19 protein-coding genes and 6 pseudogenes are annotated in these 20,536 nt (G+C 69.5%); 18 read left to right on the forward strand and 7 right to left on the reverse strand.

All coding sequences use genetic code 11. The features are described from left to right. Position 1: 1 nt before the first annotated feature. From OO62_RS01325 to OO62_RS01335, 4 genes and pseudogenes are all read left to right on the forward strand, one after another. Positions 2-853, forward strand: a complete 852-nt coding sequence (locus OO62_RS01325) for an ABC transporter ATP-binding protein (RefSeq protein ID WP_033265182.1) — start codon at positions 2-4, stop codon at positions 851-853. Beyond that, the gene (locus tag OO62_RS01330) at positions 850-1,824 is read left to right on the forward strand and encodes an ABC transporter permease (protein WP_033265183.1); all 975 of its coding nucleotides are present in this window, start codon (positions 850-852) and stop codon (positions 1,822-1,824) included. The genes OO62_RS01325 and OO62_RS01330 overlap by 4 nt, the downstream gene beginning before the upstream one ends. 50 nt (positions 1,825-1,874) lie before the next feature. Next, positions 1,875-2,101, forward strand: a pseudogene (locus OO62_RS40390) (LLM class flavin-dependent oxidoreductase); the annotation flags it as partial. 30 nt (positions 2,102-2,131) lie between these two features. Then, entirely contained in the window at positions 2,132-3,031 is a 900-nt protein-coding gene (locus OO62_RS01335) for a TauD/TfdA dioxygenase family protein (protein ID WP_033265184.1), read from the forward strand. A gap of 338 nt (positions 3,032-3,369) precedes the next feature. Here the strand turns inward: OO62_RS01335 and OO62_RS01340 are convergent, their stop codons facing one another. Further along, positions 3,370-3,903 (reverse strand): DUF1648 domain-containing protein, encoded by a 534-nt coding sequence (locus tag OO62_RS01340; RefSeq protein ID WP_033265185.1) that lies wholly within the window; start codon positions 3,901-3,903, stop codon positions 3,370-3,372. Positions 3,904-3,911: 8 nt separating this feature from the next. On the opposite strand from OO62_RS01340, the gene OO62_RS38780 reads away from it, so the two are divergent. The 7 genes and pseudogenes from OO62_RS38780 to OO62_RS01370 all read left to right on the forward strand — a co-directional run bounded on the left by OO62_RS38780 (position 3,912) and on the right by OO62_RS01370 (position 8,130). Beyond that, a complete protein-coding gene (locus tag OO62_RS38780; protein WP_206738455.1) occupies positions 3,912-4,364 on the forward strand; it encodes a TfuA-like protein in 453 nt (150 codons plus the stop codon). Between the two features lie 259 nt (positions 4,365-4,623). Then, positions 4,624-4,845 (forward strand): DUF7489 domain-containing protein, encoded by a 222-nt coding sequence (locus OO62_RS39420; RefSeq protein WP_033265187.1) that lies wholly within the window; start codon positions 4,624-4,626, stop codon positions 4,843-4,845. Positions 4,846-5,134: 289 nt separating this feature from the next. Beyond that, positions 5,135-5,608: pseudogene (locus tag OO62_RS01355) on the forward strand (PucR family transcriptional regulator); the annotation flags it as partial. Positions 5,609-6,116: 508 nt separating this feature from the next. After that, positions 6,117-6,329: pseudogene (locus tag OO62_RS01360) on the forward strand (ABC transporter permease); the annotation flags it as partial. A 199-nt stretch (positions 6,330-6,528) separates the two neighbouring features. Beyond that, positions 6,529-6,750: pseudogene (locus OO62_RS40395) on the forward strand (ATP-binding cassette domain-containing protein); the annotation flags it as partial. Between the two features lie 106 nt (positions 6,751-6,856). Next, the gene (locus tag OO62_RS39875; RefSeq protein ID WP_169748604.1) at positions 6,857-7,141 is read left to right on the forward strand and encodes a hypothetical protein; all 285 of its coding nucleotides are present in this window, start codon (positions 6,857-6,859) and stop codon (positions 7,139-7,141) included. Then, positions 7,141-8,130, forward strand: coding sequence for a glycine betaine ABC transporter substrate-binding protein (locus OO62_RS01370; protein WP_033265189.1), 990 nt, complete (start codon positions 7,141-7,143; stop codon positions 8,128-8,130). Before OO62_RS39875 ends, OO62_RS01370 begins: the two co-directional genes overlap by 1 nt. A gap of 84 nt (positions 8,131-8,214) precedes the next feature. Here the strand turns inward: OO62_RS01370 and OO62_RS01375 are convergent, their stop codons facing one another. Continuing rightward, a complete protein-coding gene (locus tag OO62_RS01375) occupies positions 8,215-9,177 on the reverse strand; it encodes an alpha/beta hydrolase (RefSeq protein ID WP_033265190.1) in 963 nt (320 codons plus the stop codon). Between the two features lie 143 nt (positions 9,178-9,320). On the opposite strand from OO62_RS01375, the gene OO62_RS01380 reads away from it, so the two are divergent. Continuing rightward, positions 9,321-9,974, forward strand: a complete 654-nt coding sequence (locus OO62_RS01380) for a TetR/AcrR family transcriptional regulator (RefSeq protein ID WP_033265191.1) — start codon at positions 9,321-9,323, stop codon at positions 9,972-9,974. A 787-nt stretch (positions 9,975-10,761) separates the two neighbouring features. Here OO62_RS01380 and OO62_RS01390 read toward each other — a convergent pair. Further along, a complete protein-coding gene (locus OO62_RS01390) occupies positions 10,762-11,331 on the reverse strand; it encodes a YrhB domain-containing protein (RefSeq protein WP_033265193.1) in 570 nt (189 codons plus the stop codon). Positions 11,332-11,672: 341 nt separating this feature from the next. Between OO62_RS01390 and OO62_RS01395 the strand changes: the two genes are divergently transcribed. Both OO62_RS01395 and OO62_RS01405 read left to right on the forward strand, forming a co-directional pair. After that, a complete protein-coding gene (locus OO62_RS01395; protein WP_033265194.1) occupies positions 11,673-12,464 on the forward strand; it encodes a phytanoyl-CoA dioxygenase family protein in 792 nt (263 codons plus the stop codon). 651 nt (positions 12,465-13,115) lie between these two features. Continuing rightward, positions 13,116-13,505 carry a VOC family protein gene (locus tag OO62_RS01405; protein WP_033265196.1) on the forward strand — a complete coding sequence of 130 codons (390 nt, stop codon included), beginning with the start codon at positions 13,116-13,118 and terminating at the stop codon, positions 13,503-13,505. A gap of 770 nt (positions 13,506-14,275) precedes the next feature. Here the strand turns inward: OO62_RS01405 and OO62_RS01410 are convergent. Next, positions 14,276-14,620 (reverse strand): ArsR/SmtB family transcription factor, encoded by a 345-nt coding sequence (locus OO62_RS01410; RefSeq protein ID WP_033265197.1) that lies wholly within the window; start codon positions 14,618-14,620, stop codon positions 14,276-14,278. A 91-nt stretch (positions 14,621-14,711) separates the two neighbouring features. On the opposite strand from OO62_RS01410, the gene OO62_RS01415 reads away from it, so the two are divergent. Beyond that, positions 14,712-15,689, forward strand: coding sequence for a quinone oxidoreductase family protein (locus OO62_RS01415; protein ID WP_033265198.1), 978 nt, complete (start codon positions 14,712-14,714; stop codon positions 15,687-15,689). Positions 15,690-15,759: 70 nt separating this feature from the next. On the opposite strand, the pseudogene OO62_RS41625 reads toward OO62_RS01415, so the two are convergent. Next, a pseudogene (locus OO62_RS41625) lies at positions 15,760-15,957 on the reverse strand (hypothetical protein); the annotation flags it as partial. Between OO62_RS41625 and OO62_RS01425 the strand changes: the two are divergent. Then, positions 15,918-16,106, forward strand: a pseudogene (locus OO62_RS01425) (hypothetical protein); the annotation flags it as partial. The pseudogenes OO62_RS41625 and OO62_RS01425 sit on opposite strands and share 40 nt — an antisense overlap. 181 nt (positions 16,107-16,287) lie before the next feature. Then, positions 16,288-16,743, forward strand: coding sequence for an SMI1/KNR4 family protein (locus OO62_RS36860; protein WP_106974784.1), 456 nt, complete (start codon positions 16,288-16,290; stop codon positions 16,741-16,743). 241 nt (positions 16,744-16,984) lie between these two features. Here the strand turns inward: OO62_RS36860 and OO62_RS01435 are convergent, their stop codons facing one another. Continuing rightward, complete coding sequence (locus OO62_RS01435) at positions 16,985-17,881, reverse strand: NAD-dependent epimerase/dehydratase family protein (RefSeq protein WP_033265201.1); 897 nt, start codon at positions 17,879-17,881, stop codon at positions 16,985-16,987. Between the two features lie 145 nt (positions 17,882-18,026). Here OO62_RS01435 and OO62_RS01440 point away from each other — a divergent pair, with 145 nt between their 5' ends. Continuing rightward, complete coding sequence (locus OO62_RS01440; protein ID WP_033265202.1) at positions 18,027-18,989, forward strand: GlxA family transcriptional regulator; 963 nt, start codon at positions 18,027-18,029, stop codon at positions 18,987-18,989. Positions 18,990-19,247: 258 nt separating this feature from the next. On the opposite strand, the gene eno is transcribed toward OO62_RS01440, so the two are convergent. After that, the gene (gene eno / locus OO62_RS01445; RefSeq protein WP_033265203.1) at positions 19,248-20,525 is read right to left on the reverse strand and encodes a phosphopyruvate hydratase; all 1,278 of its coding nucleotides are present in this window, start codon (positions 20,523-20,525) and stop codon (positions 19,248-19,250) included. Positions 20,526-20,536: the final 11 nt, after the last annotated feature.

A 20,536-nucleotide genomic window follows, 5' to 3' on the forward strand; every position in this document is an offset into this window, starting at 1 on the left:
CATGCCCGAATCCACCACACCCAAGATCGAGTTCGAGCAGGTGCGCAAGACCTTTCCCGTCAGGCGGGGGAGGGCCCAGGGCCGTGGTTCGACGCACGGGGACGACGAGTTCACCGCTCTGGACGGCGTCGACCTGCGGATCGACGCCGGGGAGTTCGTTGTCGTGGTCGGCCCCAGTGGATGCGGCAAGTCCACCCTCCTGGACCTGCTGGGAGGGCTCGCCCGACCGAGTGCCGGACGGATCCTGCTGGACGGGGAACCGGTGACCGGCCCCGGCCTGGATCGCGGCATCGTCTTCCAGCAGTACGCGCTGCTGCCCTGGCGCACGGCCCTGGGCAACGTCGAGTTCGGCCTGGAGGCGACCGGCGTGCCACGACGTGAGCGCGCCGCCCGTGCCCGCGAGTACCTGGACCTGGTCGGGCTCTCCGGATTCGAGAACCGTCACCCGCACGAGCTGTCCGGTGGCATGCGCCAGCGCGTGGCCATCGCCCGCTCCCTCGCCTACGACCCGGACGTCCTGCTGATGGACGAGCCGTTCGCCGCACTGGACGCCCAGACCAGGGAGCTGCTCCAGGACGAACTGCTGCGCATCTGGCAGCGCACCGGAAAGACCGTCGTCTTCATCACCCACGGCATCGAGGAGGCCGTCTACCTGGGGCAGCGGGTTGCTGTCATGACCTCCAGGCCCGGTCGCATCAAGCAGGTCGTGCCGATCGGCCTCGACGTCCGCACGGCAACGGACGACCTGCGCTCCAGCCCTGAGTTCGCACGGTACCGACACGAGATCTGGACGCTTCTGCACGACGAGGTGACCAGGACCCAACTGCTGGAGAAGGAGGAGGTCTCCGCATGAGCCTTGCAAGCAGTTCGAGCACCCGACGCAAGAACCCAGAGGGACTCAAGCCCCCGGAGGAACGCGGCACACCGACCACCGGCACCCCGACCACCGGCCCACCGCCCACCATCACACCGCCGGCGTCCACCGAGGAGCCCGCGGCCGTCCTGCCGATCAGGCCGGGCAGGCCGCGGCCCCAGCGTGCTCCCGTGCTGCCCCGCGTCCTGCGCGCGGCACTGACCGGCGCCACCAAGTCGGTGGCGATCGTCGCCCTGCTGCTCGCGTGGGAGCTGGCGCCCCGCTTCGGCCTGGTGGACCGGACCTTCCTGCCGCCGTTCAGCGAGGTCGCCCAGGCATGGTGGGAACTTGTCGCCAACGGTCAGCTTGCCGACAACGCCCAGGCGAGCCTGGTGCGTTCGTTCAGCGGCTTCGGCGCAGCCGTCGCCGTGTCCGTACCGCTTGGCCTGCTCATCGGCTGGTACCGGCCCGTCGCCGATCTCCTCAACCCGTTGCTCCAGGTCTTCCTCAACACTGCCGCCCTGGCCCTGCTGCCGGTGTTCGTCCTGCTCCTCGGAATCGGCGAGACGTCGAAGATCTCCATCGTGGTGTACGCGTGCGCCTGGCCGATCCTGTTCAACACCATCAGCGCGGTGCGCACCGTCGACCCCACCCTGCTGCGGCTGGCGAAGTCCATGAACCTGTCCGCGCCGCGGCTGTTCCAGAAGGTGATCCTGCCGGCCTCGGTACCGACGATCTTCACCGGCATCCGGCTGGCCGGTGCGGTGTCCATCGTTGTCCTGGTCGCCGCCGAGATGATCGGAGCCAAGGCCGGTCTCGGCTATCTGATCAACGCCTCCCAGTACAACTTCGCCATTCCGCAGATGTACGCGGGCATCGTCACGATCTCCGTCATCGGCGTGGCCTTCAACCAGCTGCTGGTGGCCGTGGAGAAGCGGCTCAGCTCGTGGCGCGTCCCCGCGACGAGCTGACGCCCGCACCGCCCCCTGCGCAAGGAGCCCGGAGGAGTTTCCATGCCCGCCACCGGGTCTTTGCCGGGGCTCCGGAGCAGAGAGCCGACCAGCTGGAGGAGTGGTTCACGCAGGGGCCGCCGACGGATTCAACGTCATGCCGCCGCATCTGCCGGGCGGCCTGGAGGACTGCGTCGACCACGTGAGGCCCCTCCTCCAGGAGTGGGGCCTGCTCCGGACCGAGTACAGCGGACGCACCCTGCGCGGACCCTCAAACCCCCGAAACTCCGGCACCTGAACTGCCGAAACCCCTGAAAGGAAACCGGATATGAGCACCAGCACGCGCTTCGACATCCGTCGGATCGGCGGACGCATCGGCGCCGAGATCGTCGGCGTCGACCTCTCCGCCGACCTCGACCCGGCGATCGTCGCCGAGATCAACTCGGCACTGCTGGAACACAAGGCGCTGGTCTTCCGTGGCCAGCAGCTGGACGACGCCGGGCAGCTGCGCTTCGCCTCCCTCTTCGGCGAGCTCACCACCGCCCACCCCACCGTCCCGTCCGTGGACGGGCAGCCCAACATCCTGCCCGTAGACGGGGACGAGGGCATCCGCGCCAATCACTGGCACACCGATGTCACCTTCGTCCGCACACCCCCGAAGGCGTCCACCCTGCGCAGCATCGTCGTCCCGCCCTACGGCGGCAACACCCTGATCGCCAACTCGGCCGGGGCCTACCAGGACCTGCCCGAGCCGCTGCGCGAGCTGGCGGACAAGCTGTGGGCCGTCCACACCAACGACTACGACTACGCCGCCCCGAAGAACAACAAGGCGGCCGAGCACCGCAAGCAGTTCGTCTCGCGCACGTACCGCACCGCCCACCCGTTGGTGCGCGTGCACCCCGAGACGGGGGAGCGCGGCCTGTTCATCGGCGGCTTCGCGCAGACCATCGAGGGCCTCGGCCCCTCCGAGTCCCGGGACCTGCTGCGCATCTTCCAGTCGTACGTGACGCGGCCGGAGAACATCGTCCGGGTGGCCTGGACACCTGGCGACCTCGTCCTGTTCGACAACCGCATCACCCAGCACTACGCCCCCGACGACTACGGCGACCTGCCCCGCCTGCTGCACCGGGTGACCGTCGCGGGGGACGCCCCGATAGGCATCGACGGCACTTCCAGCCGCGCCCTCGAAGGCGGTGACGCGGGGCACTACACGCCCGCCGCGGCCTGAGGGGCCCGTCGGCCGCCGAGTTCATTGGGAGCACCTCCTGGGGACACTCCCCAGGAGGTGCTCGGCCGCGTCGCCCGCCACTTGGATTTCCGGTAGTTGCAGCGCGGCCCGCACGAAGAGATTCAGGGCGGCTGCGGTTGTTCGTGCTGACGGCTTCGCGTACCTGCTTCTTGGACACCTCCACCCCCGGGGTTCCCGGATGATCTGCCGGCCTCAACGACCACGTGGTCGCCAACCGGAGTTCGGTGGATCCGCAACCGTCCACGTCACCGCGCGCTGCCCGGCAGTGCACCTGCCGCAGCCGCCCGTTCCACTGTGCGCCCGCGGGTGCCCTGCGCTCAGTTCACGGGCGTCCGCCGGTCGCGTACCGCGGCCAGCACCGTCAGAGCGGTCCCGGCGAGGAGGGGGAGGAGCATCGCGGGGAACATCCAGCCGGGCACCTCCGGATCGGCGGTGGAGCGCCACAGCACTCCGGAGCCGATCAGGAGCGAGACACCGGTGCAGGCGTTGAGCACCAGCAGGGCCCGGGCGGTACGGAGTGCCGAGGCGCGGGTGCGGGGCCGGTTGAAGGAGGACCTCACCAGCCCGTTGCCGAACGGCGCGGCCTCTTCCGACAGCTCGGCCTGCGGGGTGACCCGCAGGGTCAGCTCGGCGGCGGCGGTCAGCAGCACCGTCACTCCCACGTACACGAACACCAGCGCAAACGCGCTGCCGATCGATCGGTCCGTCCAGGCGTCCACCCCGTCGGAGCCGATGTGCTGAGGTATCCGGGCCGGCAGGTGCGGATAGCGGACGATGCCCCAGAGTGCCAGGGCGGCGAGCAGCGCGGCATTGGGAAGCAGCCACAGCCGTACGGGAGCTGAGAAGACCATGGGATCAATTGTCCGATGATGACGTGCCTTTGGCGGCCGCGCCTGCCGTATGGATCACGCCAATACGGGCCTGGGAGCTCAGCGGCGATTCGGCCGTGTCGCTGTTCCGTTCGCCGCTCGACGGCGATGGGCGAGGGCGACGGCCTTGGCACCCTTCGCCGACGCCCACGGCCACGTGTTTGATCGACTGGGCGCGGACCTCGCCGTCGCCAGCCGGGCCGTACTTCCCCCATCCCTCGCCGGCAACGGCGGGAGACCTCCGACTCACGGCTGACGACGAGGTGCCCCTCCTGCACGGGCCGGCAGATGAACGCTACCCATCCCTTTCCGAAGCACTCGTCAACATCCGGGCGACTCTGCGGCTGCGCATACAGGACAGGCTGCTCGAAGCCGCCGCCGCCGGCCACCTCAACCCGGACCTCATGGACCTGCGGATCGGCCACTCGAACGGGAACCCGTAGCCACCCGCTTGAGCCCGCCCCTCCGGGGGTCCCCGGTACCTGACGTTCCCCTCTTCACCGGGGCCTCGAAGCCCTCGCGTGCCGGGGTGGCGGTCGCTGTTCCGCATGGCTCACCGGAGCATCGGCTCACGCCGGTGTGTCCGCCGCTCCGTGTCCGGCACTGAAGCCGTTCCGAAGCCCCGGTAGGACATATGTCATCGCCAGGATCGCGACTCAAGGCCCTGCCGGGTCGGCTGCCAATCCTCGTAGACTCCACAACATGTTCAAATCTCACAAAAACGGACGAGATGATGCCTGGGAAGGCATCGTCATCAAGAGGTCGCGGGGCATGCTCGACGGCTCGAACATGTACCACTTCGTCGAGGTCCGCCTTGCCGACGGCGAATCCGTACAGGTCCGGATCAGCCGCCGGCTCTGGAAGTCGATCGAGGTCGGCGATCGGATCGTCAAGCGGCCCGGCGCGGACCCGGCCAAGGAGTAGCCCGCTACGCGAAGCATCTCCCTCGGGGCGGCCTGCTTCGGCTTTCGACGGTGGTGGCACCACCCATCGCCTGCGTGTCCACCATCTCGGCGGAGGGAACGCACAACCTCGCCCCGGACCCCGCCGGATGAAGACCCCGCTGAGGGCCCGGGGGAATGGTGAGGAGAAGCCCAGCCGGCTCGCGCGCTGTGATCCGTCAGGTGTCGAAGATGCGGCGAAGCACGCCGCGGGCGAGCTCCGCGGCGTCGATGCTCGGGTACTCGAACCGCATTTTGTCGAAGCTGACGTCAAGCAGGCGTACGCGGCCACGGACGGCTGCCGGGTCGCCATCGGCCGCCCCCCCCAGCCGGGCCCCGGCGGCGTGGTCCAGTCGTACGAGGAAGCGCTGAACACCCTGGATCTCGCCGACCGCATGGAACTCGACGCCCCCGTGCTGCGCGCCGCCGACCTCCTCGTCTACCCCGTCCTCACCCGCGACCGGCAGGCCATGGCCGACCTGGTCCGCAGCGCGCTCGGCCCCCTCACCTCCGCCCGAGGCGGGCCCCAGCCCCTGCTCGACACCCTCACCGTGTACTTCAACTCCGGTTGCGTGGCCGCCGGAGCCGCTCGCCGGCTCTCCCTGAGCGTGCGCGCGCTGACCTACCGCCTCGAACGCATCCACACGCTGACCGGGGCCTACCCCGCCGACCCTGACCATCGCTACATGCTTCAGGCCGCGGTGATCGGCGCCCGCCTGCTCGACTGGCCGGCCAAGGACCTCTGAAGGAACAGGGCCGGCCGGCAGTCCCCTCGCGGGGAGTTTGAACCTCTAGCGGAGTCGCTTGTGACCTTGAGGCGGTCGCGGAGGTTCGCCAGAACCAGGCCGCAGTAGAGCGGGCACGTCGTGCTTCCTGTGCATGGGAAGGTGGCCTAGGCGGGCGAGTTCGGCGGTCCGGAATGCATGGTGGTCTGGGAAGCCTCGGTGAGGCACGTCGGCCCAGGCCCAGCCTCTCGTCGCTTTCGCTCAATCAACAAGCGCGGATGAGGGCTGGGCACCGCAGCTCACAGGCCGGACGCAAGGGCTCGACGACGTCGGAAGCACCCGAACAAAAAGAGAGACCGGCCATACCCGCAGCCGTGAGGGCGCAGGATTTGAGCGCTCAACTCGTCGGATGAGATGGGGAAATGGCTGATCTCACGAACCGGTTAAGAATCTCTTGCGCGTCGGCGGTCAACCCCCACCAGGACATCGACGGTTCCTGCTCGCGCAAGCCCCTAGGTAGTTTCGATGACAGATGCTGATGGGTATCGAGGCGATCGCGGCCTTTGCCTCAGGGCCCGGGCTCGGCAACCAGATCTTCCGCGGGCTCTCCAGCCTGGGCAGTGCGAACACGCTCAACGAAGTACTGTCGAGGACGCTCGGAATCGTCGTCCCAGCCCTGCCGTTCGACGCCGGGTACGTGCTGATCGGACGGCTCACCATCTCACGGGGGACCCGTGGCTGACTCTGCCGAAATCGTCGAACCGACCTCTCCCACGTCCGGCGCCGCGGGCCCCGGCGGATCCGCCCGATCCGCCGGGCCCGACCGGCCGGCCGCCGCCAGCGCGAGTATCCGGCTGGACAACCTCACCAAGCGCTGTCCGGACAGCCAAGCCCCGGCCCTGGAGGACGTGACCCGGGACGAAGCGGCCGGCGAAACCGTGATGCATGTGGAGCCCTCGGGCTGCGGCAAGAGCACCACCCTCAAGATGATCAACCGGCTGATCGAGCCGTCTTCGGGGCAGATCACCATCGGCGGCGAGGACGTCACCGGCATCGTCCCCGTGGCGCTCCGCCGCACCATCGGCTACGCCATCCAGGCCACGGGTCTCTTCCCGCACATGACCGTCACCGAGAACATCGGGCTCGTACCGAAGATGGCCGGCCGACCCCGCGCGAGGGTGCGGGACCGGGTCGAGGAGATGAGCAGCACCGTGGCCAGCTCAAGGGCCACCGATCCGGCACTCGTGGGGGCCGGCGCGCGGCATCGGGATGTCGCCGCTGCTGATGCTGTTCCGGGCCGAACCGCCCCTGGCCCTCCCACTGATCCTGGCGGTCCTACGGACCGCGCTCGTGCTGAACGTCGGCACCGCGACGCCGGCCACCTTCGGCGTAGGTGGAGGACTCGGGGGCCTGGGCTCCTCCGGCATCACCAACCAGCGCATGCCGGTGCTGGTGCTCGGCTCCGTACTGACGGTCGCCATGGCGCGGATCATGGACTGGCTGGGGACGCTCGTCGGGTTGCTGCAACGCCCACGCGGCTTGGAGGTGGACTGATGCGCCTGGCCCAGGTACGGACGGCCGTCGCGGGCGCGGGCGCCCTGCTGCTCGCCGTCGCAGGGCTGAGCGGCTGTGGACTGACCAGCGGCAGCCCGCTGGCCGACTCGGTGCAGCCCGGCTCCATCGGGAAGGGGAGACCGCTGGAGGGCGCCCAACTGACCGTGACCTCAAAGGAGTTCACCGAGCAAATCATCCTGGGTCAGATCATGGGGCTGGTCTTCAAAGCGGCCGGCGCGGAAGTCCTGGACCGGACGAACATCCAGGGCTCGATCGGTGCCCGCGAAGCGGTCAAGTCCGGTGCGGCGGACGGGATGTACGAGTACACCGGCACGGCCTGGATCACCTACCTCGGTCACACCAAGCGGGTCGTCGACCCGCACGAGCAGTGGGAGGCCGTACGCGAGGAGGACCGCCGCAACGGCATCACCTGGCTGACCGCCGCCCCGCTCAACAACACCTACGCGCTGGTCGCGAACCAGGCGAATGCGCAGAAGTACCGGCTGCGCACACTCTCCGACGTGGCACGTCTGACGAAGAAAGACCCGGGCGCGGCGACGATCTGCGGCGGAAGCGAGTTCTCGGTGCGCGAGGACGGCCTGCCGGGCGTGGCAAAGACGTACGGATTCGCCCTCCGGAGCGGGAACTTCAAAAAGATGGACGACGGCGTCGTCTACACCCAGGTCGCCGAGGGCGCGGCCTGCGCCCTCGGCGTGGCGGCCACCACCGACGGCCGCATTCCCGAACTCAAGCTGAAGGTGCTGGAGGACGACCGGCACTTCTTCCCCAACTACAACGCGGCACCCGAGATGAACAGCGCCACAATGAGGAAGTACCCCGCCATCGCCGACCTCCTCGCCCCGATCACCAAGCGGCTGACGGGGGCGGAGGCCCAGCGGCTGAACGCGCGGGTGGACGTGGACGGGGAGGACCCGCACGAGGTGGCGAAGGACTGGCTGGTGCGGGAGGGCTTCATCCGGGAAGGCTGACGGACGGATTCGCGCGACCGTCCAACGAGCAGACGACGACCGGGCCGCCGGGTCCAAGGGTGGGGTGCGTTCCTCGCTCCTCCGTCACTTTGCCAGGGCCGCGCGGAGAAACTGGAGGATCTCCGCCTGGGCCGCCTCGGCCTGTGGTTCCACGCCGGGCAGGGTGAGGAACGCGTGCTTCGCGCCCGGGTATGCGGAAAGCCGCACGGGCGTTCCTGCCTCGCGCAGCCGCTCGGCGTAGCGGCGACCGTGGTCGGCGACCGGGTCCTGGGTGGGCACCACCACGAGCGCCGGCGCCAGCCCGCTCAGATCGTCCGCGTGCAGCGGCGACAATGCGCGGGCGTCGGTTCCCGGCGGGACGGCGAGCCGCTGGACGAGCCGCAGTTGCGGCAGGGCCAGGGTCGGGCTGTGGGCGTACTCGGCCATCGAAGCGTGGTCGAACATCGTCTCGCTCACGTCGACCGCGGGGTTGACCAGCACCTGCGCCTTGAGCTCCAGGCCGGCCTCCCGGGCCCGGATGGCCGTCAGGGCGCTGATCAGCGCGCCGCAGCTCTCGCCGAATACGGCCGCGCGCGCCGGGTCGGCACCCCACTGCGCGGCGTGCCGCACCACATGGTCGAGCACGTCCCAGCCGTCGTCGGCGGCGTTCGCGAGCGGGCTGTCCGGGGCGAGGAGGCGGTGCTCGACCGAGATGACGAGCGCGGGCAGCGCCGCGGCGAGGTGGCTGTTGGTCCAGTCGCACTGCACCGCGGTGCCCACGAAGCCGCCTCCGTGGACATGGACCACGAGTGGCAGGTCGGTCCGGGCTGCGGCTTCGTCGTCTCCCGTCGGTGCCGGCCGGTACACCCGGACCGGGAGGTCGCGGCCGGGCAGCGCGATCTCCTGCCAGTCGATCGCGGCGCCGGGGTCCGGCTCTCCGAGGATCGCCCGCGCCGTACTGGAGGCCCGGAAGCGGTTCTCCGCGTCGCGGTAGGCGATCAGTTGCTCGGTCGTGATCGCCGAGAAGTCCGGCTCCGGCGGCCGCGTGGCCGTAGTGGTCTCGCTCATGTCTCCGTCTCCCCTCCCGGCCGGATGCCGGGTGTGTCGTTGCGGTCGGACAGTGGGTTGCCCTGATTATGCACGCACTGCGTGCAGCGGCAAGTGCATCCCCAAGTGCATCGGTTAGGCTGAGTCCGGACGAGAGGGGCGAGATGACTGGCCGAAGGCGATGGTCGACCGAGGAGATCCTGGACACGGCGGCGGAATTGCTGCGCACGGGCGACGCCGAGTCGTTCAGCGTGCGCAAACTCGCCGCAGCGCTCGGGACCGACTCCTCCAGCCTCTACAGGCACTTCCGTAACAAGACCGAACTGCTGCGCGCGGTCGCCGACCAGATCCTGCTGGCCGCCATGGACGGCTACCGCCCCGAGGGCGACTGGAAGCAGCGCATCACCGCCCTGGCCCTGCGCCTGCGCGAGGCTTTCGGCGAGCAACCCCAACTCTCTGCGATCTGGGGACGCTATGGGTCCGGCGGCACCGGATCCCGGCTGGTCATGGAAGAGGTGCTACAGGCCCTGCGGGCTGCCGGCCTGCCCGACCAGGAGATCCCGGGGTGCTACCACCGGATAGTGGTCCTCCTCGCCGCGCTGATCTCCTCCGAGGCCGGCATCAGCACCCTCGCGCCCGAGGAGTACGAACAGGGCATGGAGCAGTTCCGTGTCGCGGTGCTCGGCGCCGACCCCGAACGCTTTCCCGCCCTGGCTCACTTCGCCCGCGACATCCGCCCCCTCGGCGCAGACCGCCGCGCCGCGCTCGAGGAGATCCTCGCGGCCCAACTCGCCGACATCGAGGCCCGGATCCCCTGACGCGCCGGATCACGAGTCCGAGGTGGTCGGATCGCGCGGCTGCCGGAGGCCGGTGCGGTGTAGGAGTACGGCCAAGGAAGTTGATGTGGTCAGACTGGAGCGGGGAGAGGCGGGCGGCCGTTCAGGCCGGGGCTGTCCAGCCGTCCGCCGACTGGACGGTTGGCACTCCAGGCGCGGGGCGGGGACCGGGAACCCTGGCCGCCGCCGCGGCATGCCGCCCGCCGCGGGGACGGGCAGGTACGGCTCGGGGGAGGCCAGTTACAGCCACACGCCGAGCGGCAGCGGCACCGGGCATGCGGCGGCGGCCGGGCTGGCGGCCAGGTCTCCCTCGTCTGCGGATTTGGCCGGCACGAGGAGGATGTCGGCGTCCGCGTCGGGGGCGGGCTGTCCCGGCGCGCCCAGGACACGTGTGAGCGGCGGGAACGTCGCGGCGACGTTCGGATGGATGGCGGCCGCGCACCGCGGACCAAACCTCGGCAGGAGCCTCCCGGGACCCTGCATTGCTCGGTGTCCCATCTCAAATGATTTGGTCCATGGTTATGGCTGTGACCTGCGGCGACCGGATGATTTGAGACGCTGGACCGGCGGATCTCTCAGTTGATCTGGTCCGGGCCCGGCGCCGGGCAGTGCCTCCGACCTGTTCGGTGCTGCTGTCCGTCAGCGGCCGAGGCCGGCAGTCGTAGCGCCTTCGGAACTCGTCGAGAAACGCTGCTCTTCGACGTCGACAGAGCCAGCACTGATGCCCGAGACGGTCGGGCTGGGGTGTCGCTGCAGGTGCACGAGGTGCTCAGCCGGAGGAGGTGTCCTGTGCGCGTGACCAGTTCGCCGGTTCAGGATTGGGTCTGCTGTACGTGGTTATGGCTAGGTACCGCGTGTCCGGCTGCGGCAGTCGGGACATCAGGTCAGCAGGCGGTTCAACTCCAGAGCCGATCGCGTCGACGAAGCGCAAGGCATCGGCGGGGCTCAGCCCGCCCCCAGCGTGGCGCACCGCCTTGAACGCGTCGAGACGGCGCCCAAGACCTATCAGACGCCGCACTTCAACATCGAGCTCTCGTGGCGGGATCTCGCCCCGGACCTTCTCCCGGTACTGGTGCTCCCATTCCAGACCGTCGCTGCAGAACTGGCGGTGCACCATGTGCAGGCTGCCGTCCAGAGCGTCGACGAGGAACGGGCCGTGGCCGACCAAAGCGTCGCGCAGGTCGCGAGTCCGCGCGAACTGCGGCGACTGGCAGATGATCAGCCATCCCAACGCGTGCCGCTCCACGCTGATGACCACCATCGGCGGCAGGGACCGCTCGGCCTCTTCGCCGAGCAGGTGCCGCTCCACCAGCTCGATCGCCCACTCACGCGAAATCACGCAACCACCGTACGTGGCCAGCCCACACACCCACACACCAATTTGCCGACCACCGAGCTGGCCGACACGCCCCAAGCGGGACGGCCACCAACGGGCCCCTCGCCTGAGACGGCCAACGGATCGGACCAGATCACCTGAGACAGGGACCAGATCGGCTGACACGGGACACTCGGCACGACATCACGCTGGCCCGTCGTGGATGACCTCGCGCAGTGAAGTTTGAGCGATTCTCACTGAAGGTTGCCGTCTCCGAAGGGCCAAGAGGGGCGCGGTGAACACCCGACAAAGGTGGTGCGGAGATTGTCGGGTGACCGGGACCGGTGCCGCCGCACGATGGGGGCATGGATGACACGACCTTGGTATCCCGCTTCCTCCGCGACGGCTTCGTGAAGTTGGAGGGCGCCGTCGCGCCGCGCGTGGCCGCGGACTGCGCGCGGTTGCTGTGGCGAGAGACGGGCTGCGACCCGGACGATCCAGCGACGTGGACGCAACCCGTGCACTGGGTGGCCGGCATGGCGCAGGGGCCGTTCGCCGCCGCACCCAACTCCCCGTCCCTGCAGCGCGCGTACGACCTGCTCGTCGACGCGGGACGCTGGGAGCCGCGCTACTCGCTGGGCACGTTCCCGCTGCGCTTCCCGCACGAGGAAGAGCCGGACGACGCGGGCTGGCACATCGAGGGGAGCTATCTTCCGCAGGGCGAGAGCTGGTACTTCACAAATCTGCGCTCCCGGGGCCGGGCGCTGCTGATGCTGTTCCTGTTCAGCGAGGTCGGTGAGGAGGACGCCCCGACCCGGATCCGGGTCGGCTCACACCTCGACGTGCCGAAGGTGCTGGAGAAGTACGGGGAAGACGGGGCGAGCGGGCTGGCCCTTGCGCCCGATCTGGTGGCGGCGTCCGACCACCGGCCACTCGCCCTCGCCACCGGGTCCCCGGGCGACGTCTTCCTGTGCCATCCGTTCCTGGTGCACGCGGCGCAACCGCACCATGGGATGCGACCGCGCTTCATGGCCCAGCCGCCGCTGATGCCGGCCGCGCCGTACGAACTGGAGCGGGCCGACGGCGCGTACTCACCCGTGGAGATCGCGATCCGCCGGGGACTGGGACAGGACACCCCGGTCACCGGCCTTCGCTGAGAAACGCTCAATCTTCACCTTGAGGGATCACTGGAGGCCGTTGTCCCCACCGCTGCGCACGGCCCACACGGGATCTGAGCGCCGCGAACGTTTCATGAAGCTATCCACCGCGGGATGGGGACAGGGCTGGATGAAGGTGCCCCCTTGGCCCCCTCAAGACCAGCTGTCCACCGCGGTCGACGCGCTACTGGAGCACGTCGACCAAGACGCTCTGCCGCCGCCTGCAGAGCGAAAAAGGCTGCGCGAGGCCGCCGGTCAGAGCCAGGCCCAGATCGCTACCGCACTGAGCGCGGCCGATGGTCGGTGCGCCCACGGCCCGCTCGGTGGTATGGACGGCGACGGGCCGCTGAATTGCGTCGGCGGCCTGGCCCGCCAAGAGCGTCCCCGCGCTTATCGATTGGACAATGGCCCACGCTTGGGCGACCGCCTGCTCGTCTCGCCTCAGCCAGCGGAAGGCCGTGGGCCCTGCTTCTCGTCGGGCACCCAGCGCAGTGCGATGCCCTCGGGGCGGCTCGGATCGCCCAGCGTTGGCGAAGGTGCTTCGAGGTGGAGCCCGTGAATCCTCAGGTGCGCATCTTCCTGGGGCCACCTGTGAACCTGCGTCCGCTGGTCTTCAGCCGTTCACGGCCTTGACTCTGAGAGGATCAGGCCATGACGGCCTCACCTATGCGCATCAATGCCCTCATCATCGATGCCACCGACCCCGAGGGGCTTGCCGCGTTCTGGTCCGAGCTGCTCGGCAGGCCAGTCGTGGGTCGTACCGGACCCTACGTATGGCTGCGGCGCGAGAACGGCCTGGGCCTGGGCTTCCAGCAGACCGCCGAACCCAAGTCAGGCAAGAACCGCATGCACTTCGACATTACCTCGGCCGAGCCGGCCGCCGAGCAGCAGAGGGTCGAGGCGCTCGGCGGGCGCAGGCTGGAGCAGTACGCCGACGGCGGGTTCCTGGTCATGGCCGACCCCGAGGGCAATGAGTTCTGCATCCTCCCCGAGGGACCCTTCGAGCTCGACGACGAGGGACGCGCGAGCTACCTCGGCTGACCGACATCCGAGGATCCGGCAGCGAGGCGATCAGCCGCGGCAGGGTCTTCCGGCTGACCGGAGTCCCGAAGACGTCCGACATCCGGGATCCGGCTGGCCCGCGAGCGCGAGGCCGACCGAGACCAGAGTCGATCGCAGCCGCTCGGTCCGCCGGCCGAACCGGCGGGTAAGCCCGGACACTTGCTCGGCAGAGGTCTTCCGCGGGCAGGAAGTCTCTGCACGAACAACCGACGCAACCCAACCTCAACGACACCACGCGAACTTGCCGACCGCTGGCAGGTCACGGGGAGACCGCAGGTAGGAGCCGTGTATTCGGCTCGGCCAGCACCCGCATCCCGGCAGGCCGCCCAGCTGGCAGTCGTCCGAGCCTCGACCCGGACGACGGTATCGGTCACCTCGACCGATTCCACGGACCACGCCCTCCACGAAAGGGACAACGCCCTCCATAGAGGAGAACAACAGTTCATCCAGCTGCGGCCGTACATCGTTCACGGCGCAGCACCGTCACTGTCGGCGGGGTACTGGAGGGCACGGGCTGGGATGTGCACGAGTGGCGGCATTCCAGGGCTCACCCACCTCGGCGAGGCCGGTGCGAGCCTGCCGATGCTCATAACGAACTCGCGGCGCAGGGCGCCGGAGAACATGAGGCGCTCCCTCCATCCCTCGGTGGAGGCGAGCGCCAAGGTTGCGAGTCTGCTGGCGCCCGGCGGCAGCAGACGGTGAGGCCGGCCCCGGTGGCGGCCGGCCACGCGACGAGGAGCCAGCCGCTGTTACTCGGTGACGTCGGGGCGGAGGGTCAGGTCGAGGAGGCCGGGGAAACGGGCGTCGAACTCCTCGCGGCGCAGCCGGTTGAGCCGTTTGGCGCCCTGGTCGCGCTGTTCGACCAGGCCGGCGTCGCGCAGGACCGAGAAGTGGTGGCTCTTCGCGGCCCGGCCGACCGGTACATCGAAGTTGCTGCAGCTGAGTGCCCAGTCGGGGCGGCTGGCCAGGTCGCGAATCAGCTGAATGCGCACGGGATCCGCGAGCGCGGACAGGGCGGTGAGAAGCGGGACGTCGTCGGGGTGCGTGTGCACGGGCGGCGGACGGTGACTTGCGCCTTCAACCTGGTCTGTCATTTTGATGTCCTCCTCCACTCAGTGTTCGATGGCCATCGTACAGTGCTAGTGTTCGCTTCTGGTTGAACACTCATGGGAGGGTGATGTGCGTATGCGTGCGGTCGAGTTCCAGGAGTACGGCGGTCCCGAGGTGCTGCGGATAGTGCAGACCGCGGCACCCGAGCCGGGCCCTGGCCAGGTGGCCGTCGAGGCCGTCTGGGCGGGGGTGAACTTCGCGGACGTGAAGGCGCGTGCCGAGGGGTACCGGGTGGCGTCGCTGCCCTACCGTCCGGGACTGGAGGTCTCCGGGCGCATCCGGGCGGTCGGGGAGGGCGTCGAGGGTCTGCGGGTGGGGCAGGAGGTCGCCGCGCTCGTCGACGGCGGCGGCTACGCCGAGGTCGTGCTCGCGGAGGCCGCGAGGGTCTTCCCGTTGCCCGACGGGCTGGACCTGCGGACTGCGGCCACGCTGCCGACCGTGCTGCCGACCGCGCACGCCTTGATCCACGAGGTGGGGCGGCTGCGGGCCGGGGAGAGCGTGCTGGTGCACGGCGCGGCGGGAGGCATCGGCACGGCGGTCGGGCAACTGGCCCGGGCAGCGGGGGCCGGTGCGGTGTACGGGGTGGCTTCCAGCGACACCAAGGCCGACTACGCACGCAAGCACGGCTACGACGAGGTGTTCCGACCCGACACCTTCGAGACGGACGTCCGCGCGGCGACCGGCGGCAGGGGCGTCGACCTGGTCCTGGACCCGGTGGGTGGTGACACGCTGCGCCGCGGCCTGGAGGCACTGGCCGTTTTCGGGCGCCTGGTGTCTTTCGGCAACGCCAGCGGCGCGGAGCCCTGGCGGGCCGGTCAGGGCGAGCTGTACGCGCAGGGCCGCTCCGTCGCGGGCTTCTCCGTTCTCGCCCTCGCCCAGTCCGCACCCGACGCCCTGCGTGTGCTTACCGAACGCGCCCTTCGATCGGTTTGCGACGGAACGGTCGTCCTTCCCGTCACCGCCGAGTTCCCCCTGTCGGACGTGGCCGCCGCACACCAGCTCCTCGGCGGACGCACTTCTACGGGCAAGCTACTGCTGCGCATCACCGACTGACCGCGGACTCCCGCACCCGACGGGCCCGCCAGGCGCGACCATCCCGCCGCGTACCCACCAGGAGCAACAGGCCCGTGGCGCATGCGTAATCGACGTTGCACGCGTGGGCGACCAGCAGCGTGGCGATGGTGAGGTGCAGGTCCTTGAGCCTTGCCTCGCCGCAGGTGACCCAGGTGGCCGCCTGGTCGGCACCGGTCCTGGAGAACACCTCAAGCAGGTCGACGCGGTCGTCGTCGCGTGGCAGGACGTACGGCGGTCGCTCGCGGAGGCGTGGTGGTCGCCGAGCTCCTGGACCCCGACGAGGCCCACTGGCTCCAGGAGCGGGCCCGCAATGTCCGTCAAGGCTTCATGGATCCGAAACAGAAGGCGGCGTTCGCGGAGTTCCTCGCCCGACAGCCATCCCTCGATGAGCAGTGACGCGCCGACTCATGCTTCGGTGTGCGATAGCTGGCGATCTTGACGTGAGTGACGAGAGGGGTGGGGGCCATCGGAACGAAGGCCGGTGCTAAAAGATTGTTTATGTGGGTTCAGCGAATGATCGAACTGACCGGGTGGGAGCCGCTCGGGATCTCCGTCGACTGGGCGGCGATCGAGGGAGCTGGGGGTTCCGCTGCCGGCGGACTACAAGGAGCTCTACGAGGTGTTCGGTGGCGGCGTCTTCAGTGATTCCGTCTACTATCTGGGGCGCGACGAGGGCGTCTCGTTCGACTTCCTGACACAGTGGCGGGTCTCCCTGTCGGTCGACCAGGACAGCAAGTTCGGAGACGTCTCCGCCGTCGATCCCTATGCGGTCTACGCGCCGGGCGGCAAAGGGCTGGTGGAGTGGGGCTCCACCGAATGGGCCGACGAGTACTGCTGGCTGATCGATGCCGAGCGGCCGGGCGATTACCCCGTCCTCGCGCGGGCCCACGACGTCGGCGGATGGCACCGGTACGACATGTCCACCTCTGAGTTCCTCTACCGCGTCCTTGCCGATGCCGATTTTCAACCTTTCGGAATCGCGCAGTACGACCTCGGCACGACATTCACGCCCGGCTCCGGCGACGATGAGTGACGGTGTGTTGCGTCTGGTGCCGGACTGCGAGCGCGCGCCCTCATAGCTGCAGATAACGGGCGGCCATTATCCGGAGCGGACTGGCACGAAGGGACAAGCCCCGGTCTTCGCTCTGCTGCCCTCGGAACTACTCGGGCGTTCGCACGGACGGCGGAGCCACCGCCTTGAGATGATTGCCCGTTACTAGGACCTCATGTCCAGCCGTCGGCGGGCCGGGAGCTCCGGCCCGCCCGCCGCGGCATCAGGTCGCCAGCGCTTCGCGGAGCGTTGAGGGCTTGAGGCCGAAGGTGTCGCGGATATCCCTGTCGTCCACGAGGAACGGACGCTCGGACATGTAGCTCATCTCGGCGAACTCCCGCCACAGCGGATCGGTGAAGGACAGCAGCGTCAGATCCCGTTCGGTGAGCGGCTCCAACCGCGGTTTGGGCGCTCCGTGGAGTTCGGCGAGGTCGGTTGCGGCCTGGCGCAGGGTCGTGGTGATGACCGGGGCGTGCCAGGCCCGTCCCCATGCCCGCTCGTCGCCGCTGACCGCCACCAGCGCCGAGGCGACATCCTCGGTGTACGAAAACGAATGCGCCGCATCGGGGTCGCCATGGACGAGCGCCAGTTCACCCTCGCGGACCCGGGGCGCGACCAGCAGCGTGAACCCTGAGACTGCGCCTGGGCCCAGGTACTGGCCGGCTCGCACTTCGGTGGCCCGCAGCCGTCCTTCGTCATGGGCATTCTTGGCCTGCCGCCACAGCTCGGCCCTCACCCGGCCCTTTCGGGTGTGCGGGGTCATCGGGGTGCGCTCGGTGATCGGCCCGGTGGTCTGCTGATAGCCGTAGTGGTTGCCGAGCATCACGTAATCGGCCCCGGCCCGCTCGGTCGCGGCGAGGATCGAGGCGAACAACGGCGGCATGGTCTCCGGCCAGGTCTGGTAGGTGGTCATGGCAGCGTTGAAGACCGTGGTCGCTCCGGCCAGTGCCTCGGCCAGTTCGTCGGTGCGGCCCGCGTCCAGGGCGATCCGTTCGATGCAGGGGTGGTCGGGGCCACTGCCACTGCGGGTGATGAGGCGGACGTGCTTGCCGCTGTCGGCCAGTTGCCTGGCAGTAGCGACCCCGGTCGCGCCTGCCCCGATGACGACTGATGCAGCCATGACGTTGTCTCCGTTTTTCTCGAAGATGGAACGTTTCCCTGAAGAGAAACGTGGTTCGCGGGGGCCCGACCGCTCGCCCAACTCTGCCGTCCGGCCGCAGAGTAGGGTCAGTGGCCTGAAAGCCACGAGACCCAAGGATCTAGCCATGCATCGTGTTGCCGTCCTGGCCGTTCCCGCGGTCAAGCCCTTCGACCTGTCCATGCCGTCGGTGCTGCTCGGGGCCGTCGAACTCGGCGGACGCCCCGGCTATGAGGTGACGGTGTGCACCGCCACGCCCGGTACGCTCGCCGCCTCCGGTGGCATCGAGGTGGTGATCCGGCACGGCCTTCAGGCGGTCGCGGCGGCGGACACGGTGATCGTCCCCTCAACCGCCAGTCGGCACGACGCGGAGCCAGCCGTGCTGGACGCCTTGCGAGAGGCAGCCGCCGCGGGCAAGCGCGTTGCCTCGATCTGCAGCGGCGCCTTCGTCCTCGCCCAGGCCGGGCTCCTCGACGGTCGTGCTGCCACCACCCACTGGGCCCTGGCCGAGGAACTGCAGCGCGCCTTCCCCGCGGTGCGCGTGGACGCCGGCCGGCTGTTCGCCGAGGACGGACGGATCGTCACCGGTGCCGGCTCGGCCGCCGGGATCGACCTGTGCCTGCACCTGATCAGCTCCGACTACGGCGCGGCCGCGGCCAACGCGGCGGCCCGCGCCGCCGTCGTCACCCCGGTGCGCCACGGTGGGCAAGCGCAGTTCGTGCAGACCCCACTGCCGACCAAGACCGACTCCTCATTGGACGCGGCCCGCATCTGGGCACTGCAACATTTGGACCAGCCGATCTCCCTGCGCGACCTGGCCGGTCAGGCCAAGGTCAGCGTGCGGACCCTGACCCGCCGCTTCACCACCGAGACCGGTGTGACCCCGTTCCAATGGCTGCTCCAGCAGCGGCTGCTGCGGGCTCGCGAACTGCTGGAGACCACCGATCTCACCGTCGACCATGTGGCCAGCCGCAGCGGCCTCGGCTCCGGTGAGTCGCTCCGCCAGCACCTGAGCCGCCAGATCGGCATGACCCCGGCCGCCTACCGGAGCGCCTTCACCCACCGTCCGAGTGTGAAGACTGGTCAGTGACCGCGCGTGACTCGGCCCGGACGTGACCATTCATAGGCCGAGCAGCGCCCGGAACGCGTCCCACTACTTTCAGCCGGTGTACCCGTCGACGGCGTTCCGCGGCCGGAGGTCGGCCTCGTGCCGGGCGGAGCGCTGCTGCAGCTCGGCGAGGTGGAGTGCGGGTGGCCCGAGCCCGAGTGGGGTTGGGGGAAGATGGAGGACGACGCCGCAGAGGGGCGTGCCAGCCCCCCGGCCCAGGCGTGATCCGCCGGACGGGCCCTAGCGGCGCAGCGCTTCCGCGCCTGCGTACTGGGCGCTGTCGCCCAACTGCTCCTCGATTCGGATGAGTTGGTTGTACTTGGCGGTGCGGTCGGAGCGGGACAGCGATCCGGTCTTGATCTGACCGCAGCCCGTGGCAACCGCCAGATCCGCGATCGTCGTGTCCTCCGTCTCTCCCGAGCGGTGCGACATGACGACGGTGTAGCCCGCCCGGTGGGCGGCGTTGACGGTGGCCAGGGACTCCGTCAGGGTGCCGATCTGGTTGACCTTCACCAGGACCGAGTTGGCGACGCCCGAGCCGATGCCCTCGCGCAGAAGAGTCTCGTTCGTACAGAACACGTCGTCACCGGTGAGCTGGCAGCGCGCACCGACCCGTGCGGTCAGGTCCCGCCACCCCGTCAGGTCGTCCTCGGCCATCGGGTCCTCGATCGACACGATGGGGTAGGCGTCGATCAACTTGACGAGGTAGTCGGCGTGTTCGGCGGGGGTGCGCCGTACTCCTTCCCCGGCGTAGTCGTAGACGCCGTCGCGGAAGAACTCGGACGACGCCGGGTCCATGACCAGGCCGATGTCCGTGCCCGGCCGGTAACCCGTGCGCTCGACGGCGGTCACCACGAAGTCGAGGGCCTCCTCGGCGGTGCGTAGGGCGGGTGCGAAGCCACCCTCGTCACCCACGCCCGTGGAGTGCCCGGCGGCGAGGAGGTCGCGGCGCAGGGTGTGGAAGATCTCGGAACCCATCCGCACGGCCTCGGCGAAGGTCTCCGCACCGATCGGGGCGATCATGAACTCCTGGAAGTCCAGGGGGTTGTCGGCGTGCGCGCCCCCGTTGACGATGTTCATCATCGGTACGGGAAGCAGCCGGGCGTCGGAGCCGCCGAGGTAGCGGTAGAGCGGCAGGCGATGGGCGGCGGCTGCGGCCTTGGCGGTGGCCAGGGAGACCCCGAGGATCGCGTTGGCGCCGAGCCTGGACTTGGTGGGGGTGCCGTCCGTGGCGACGAGGGCGGCGTCGAGGCCCGCCTGGTCCTCGGCCTCGCGACCGGTGGCGGCGGCTGCGAGTTCGGTGTTGACGTGGCGTACCGCGTGGTCGACGCCCTTGCCGTGCCAGCGGGTCGGGTCGCCGTCGCGGAGTTCGACGGCCTCGCGGGCACCGGTCGAAGCGCCGGAGGGGACTGCGGCCCGGCCGATGGATCCGTCCGCCAGTTCCACGTCCACTTCGACGGTGGGGTTACCCCTGCTGTCGAGGACGCGGCGGCCGGTGACGGAAGTGATGGCGGTCATGGGAGCCCTTC

The organism is Streptomyces lydicus (assembly GCF_000717345.1).
In the GTDB taxonomy this organism is placed as follows: domain Bacteria; phylum Actinomycetota; class Actinomycetes; order Streptomycetales; family Streptomycetaceae; genus Streptomyces; species Streptomyces lydicus.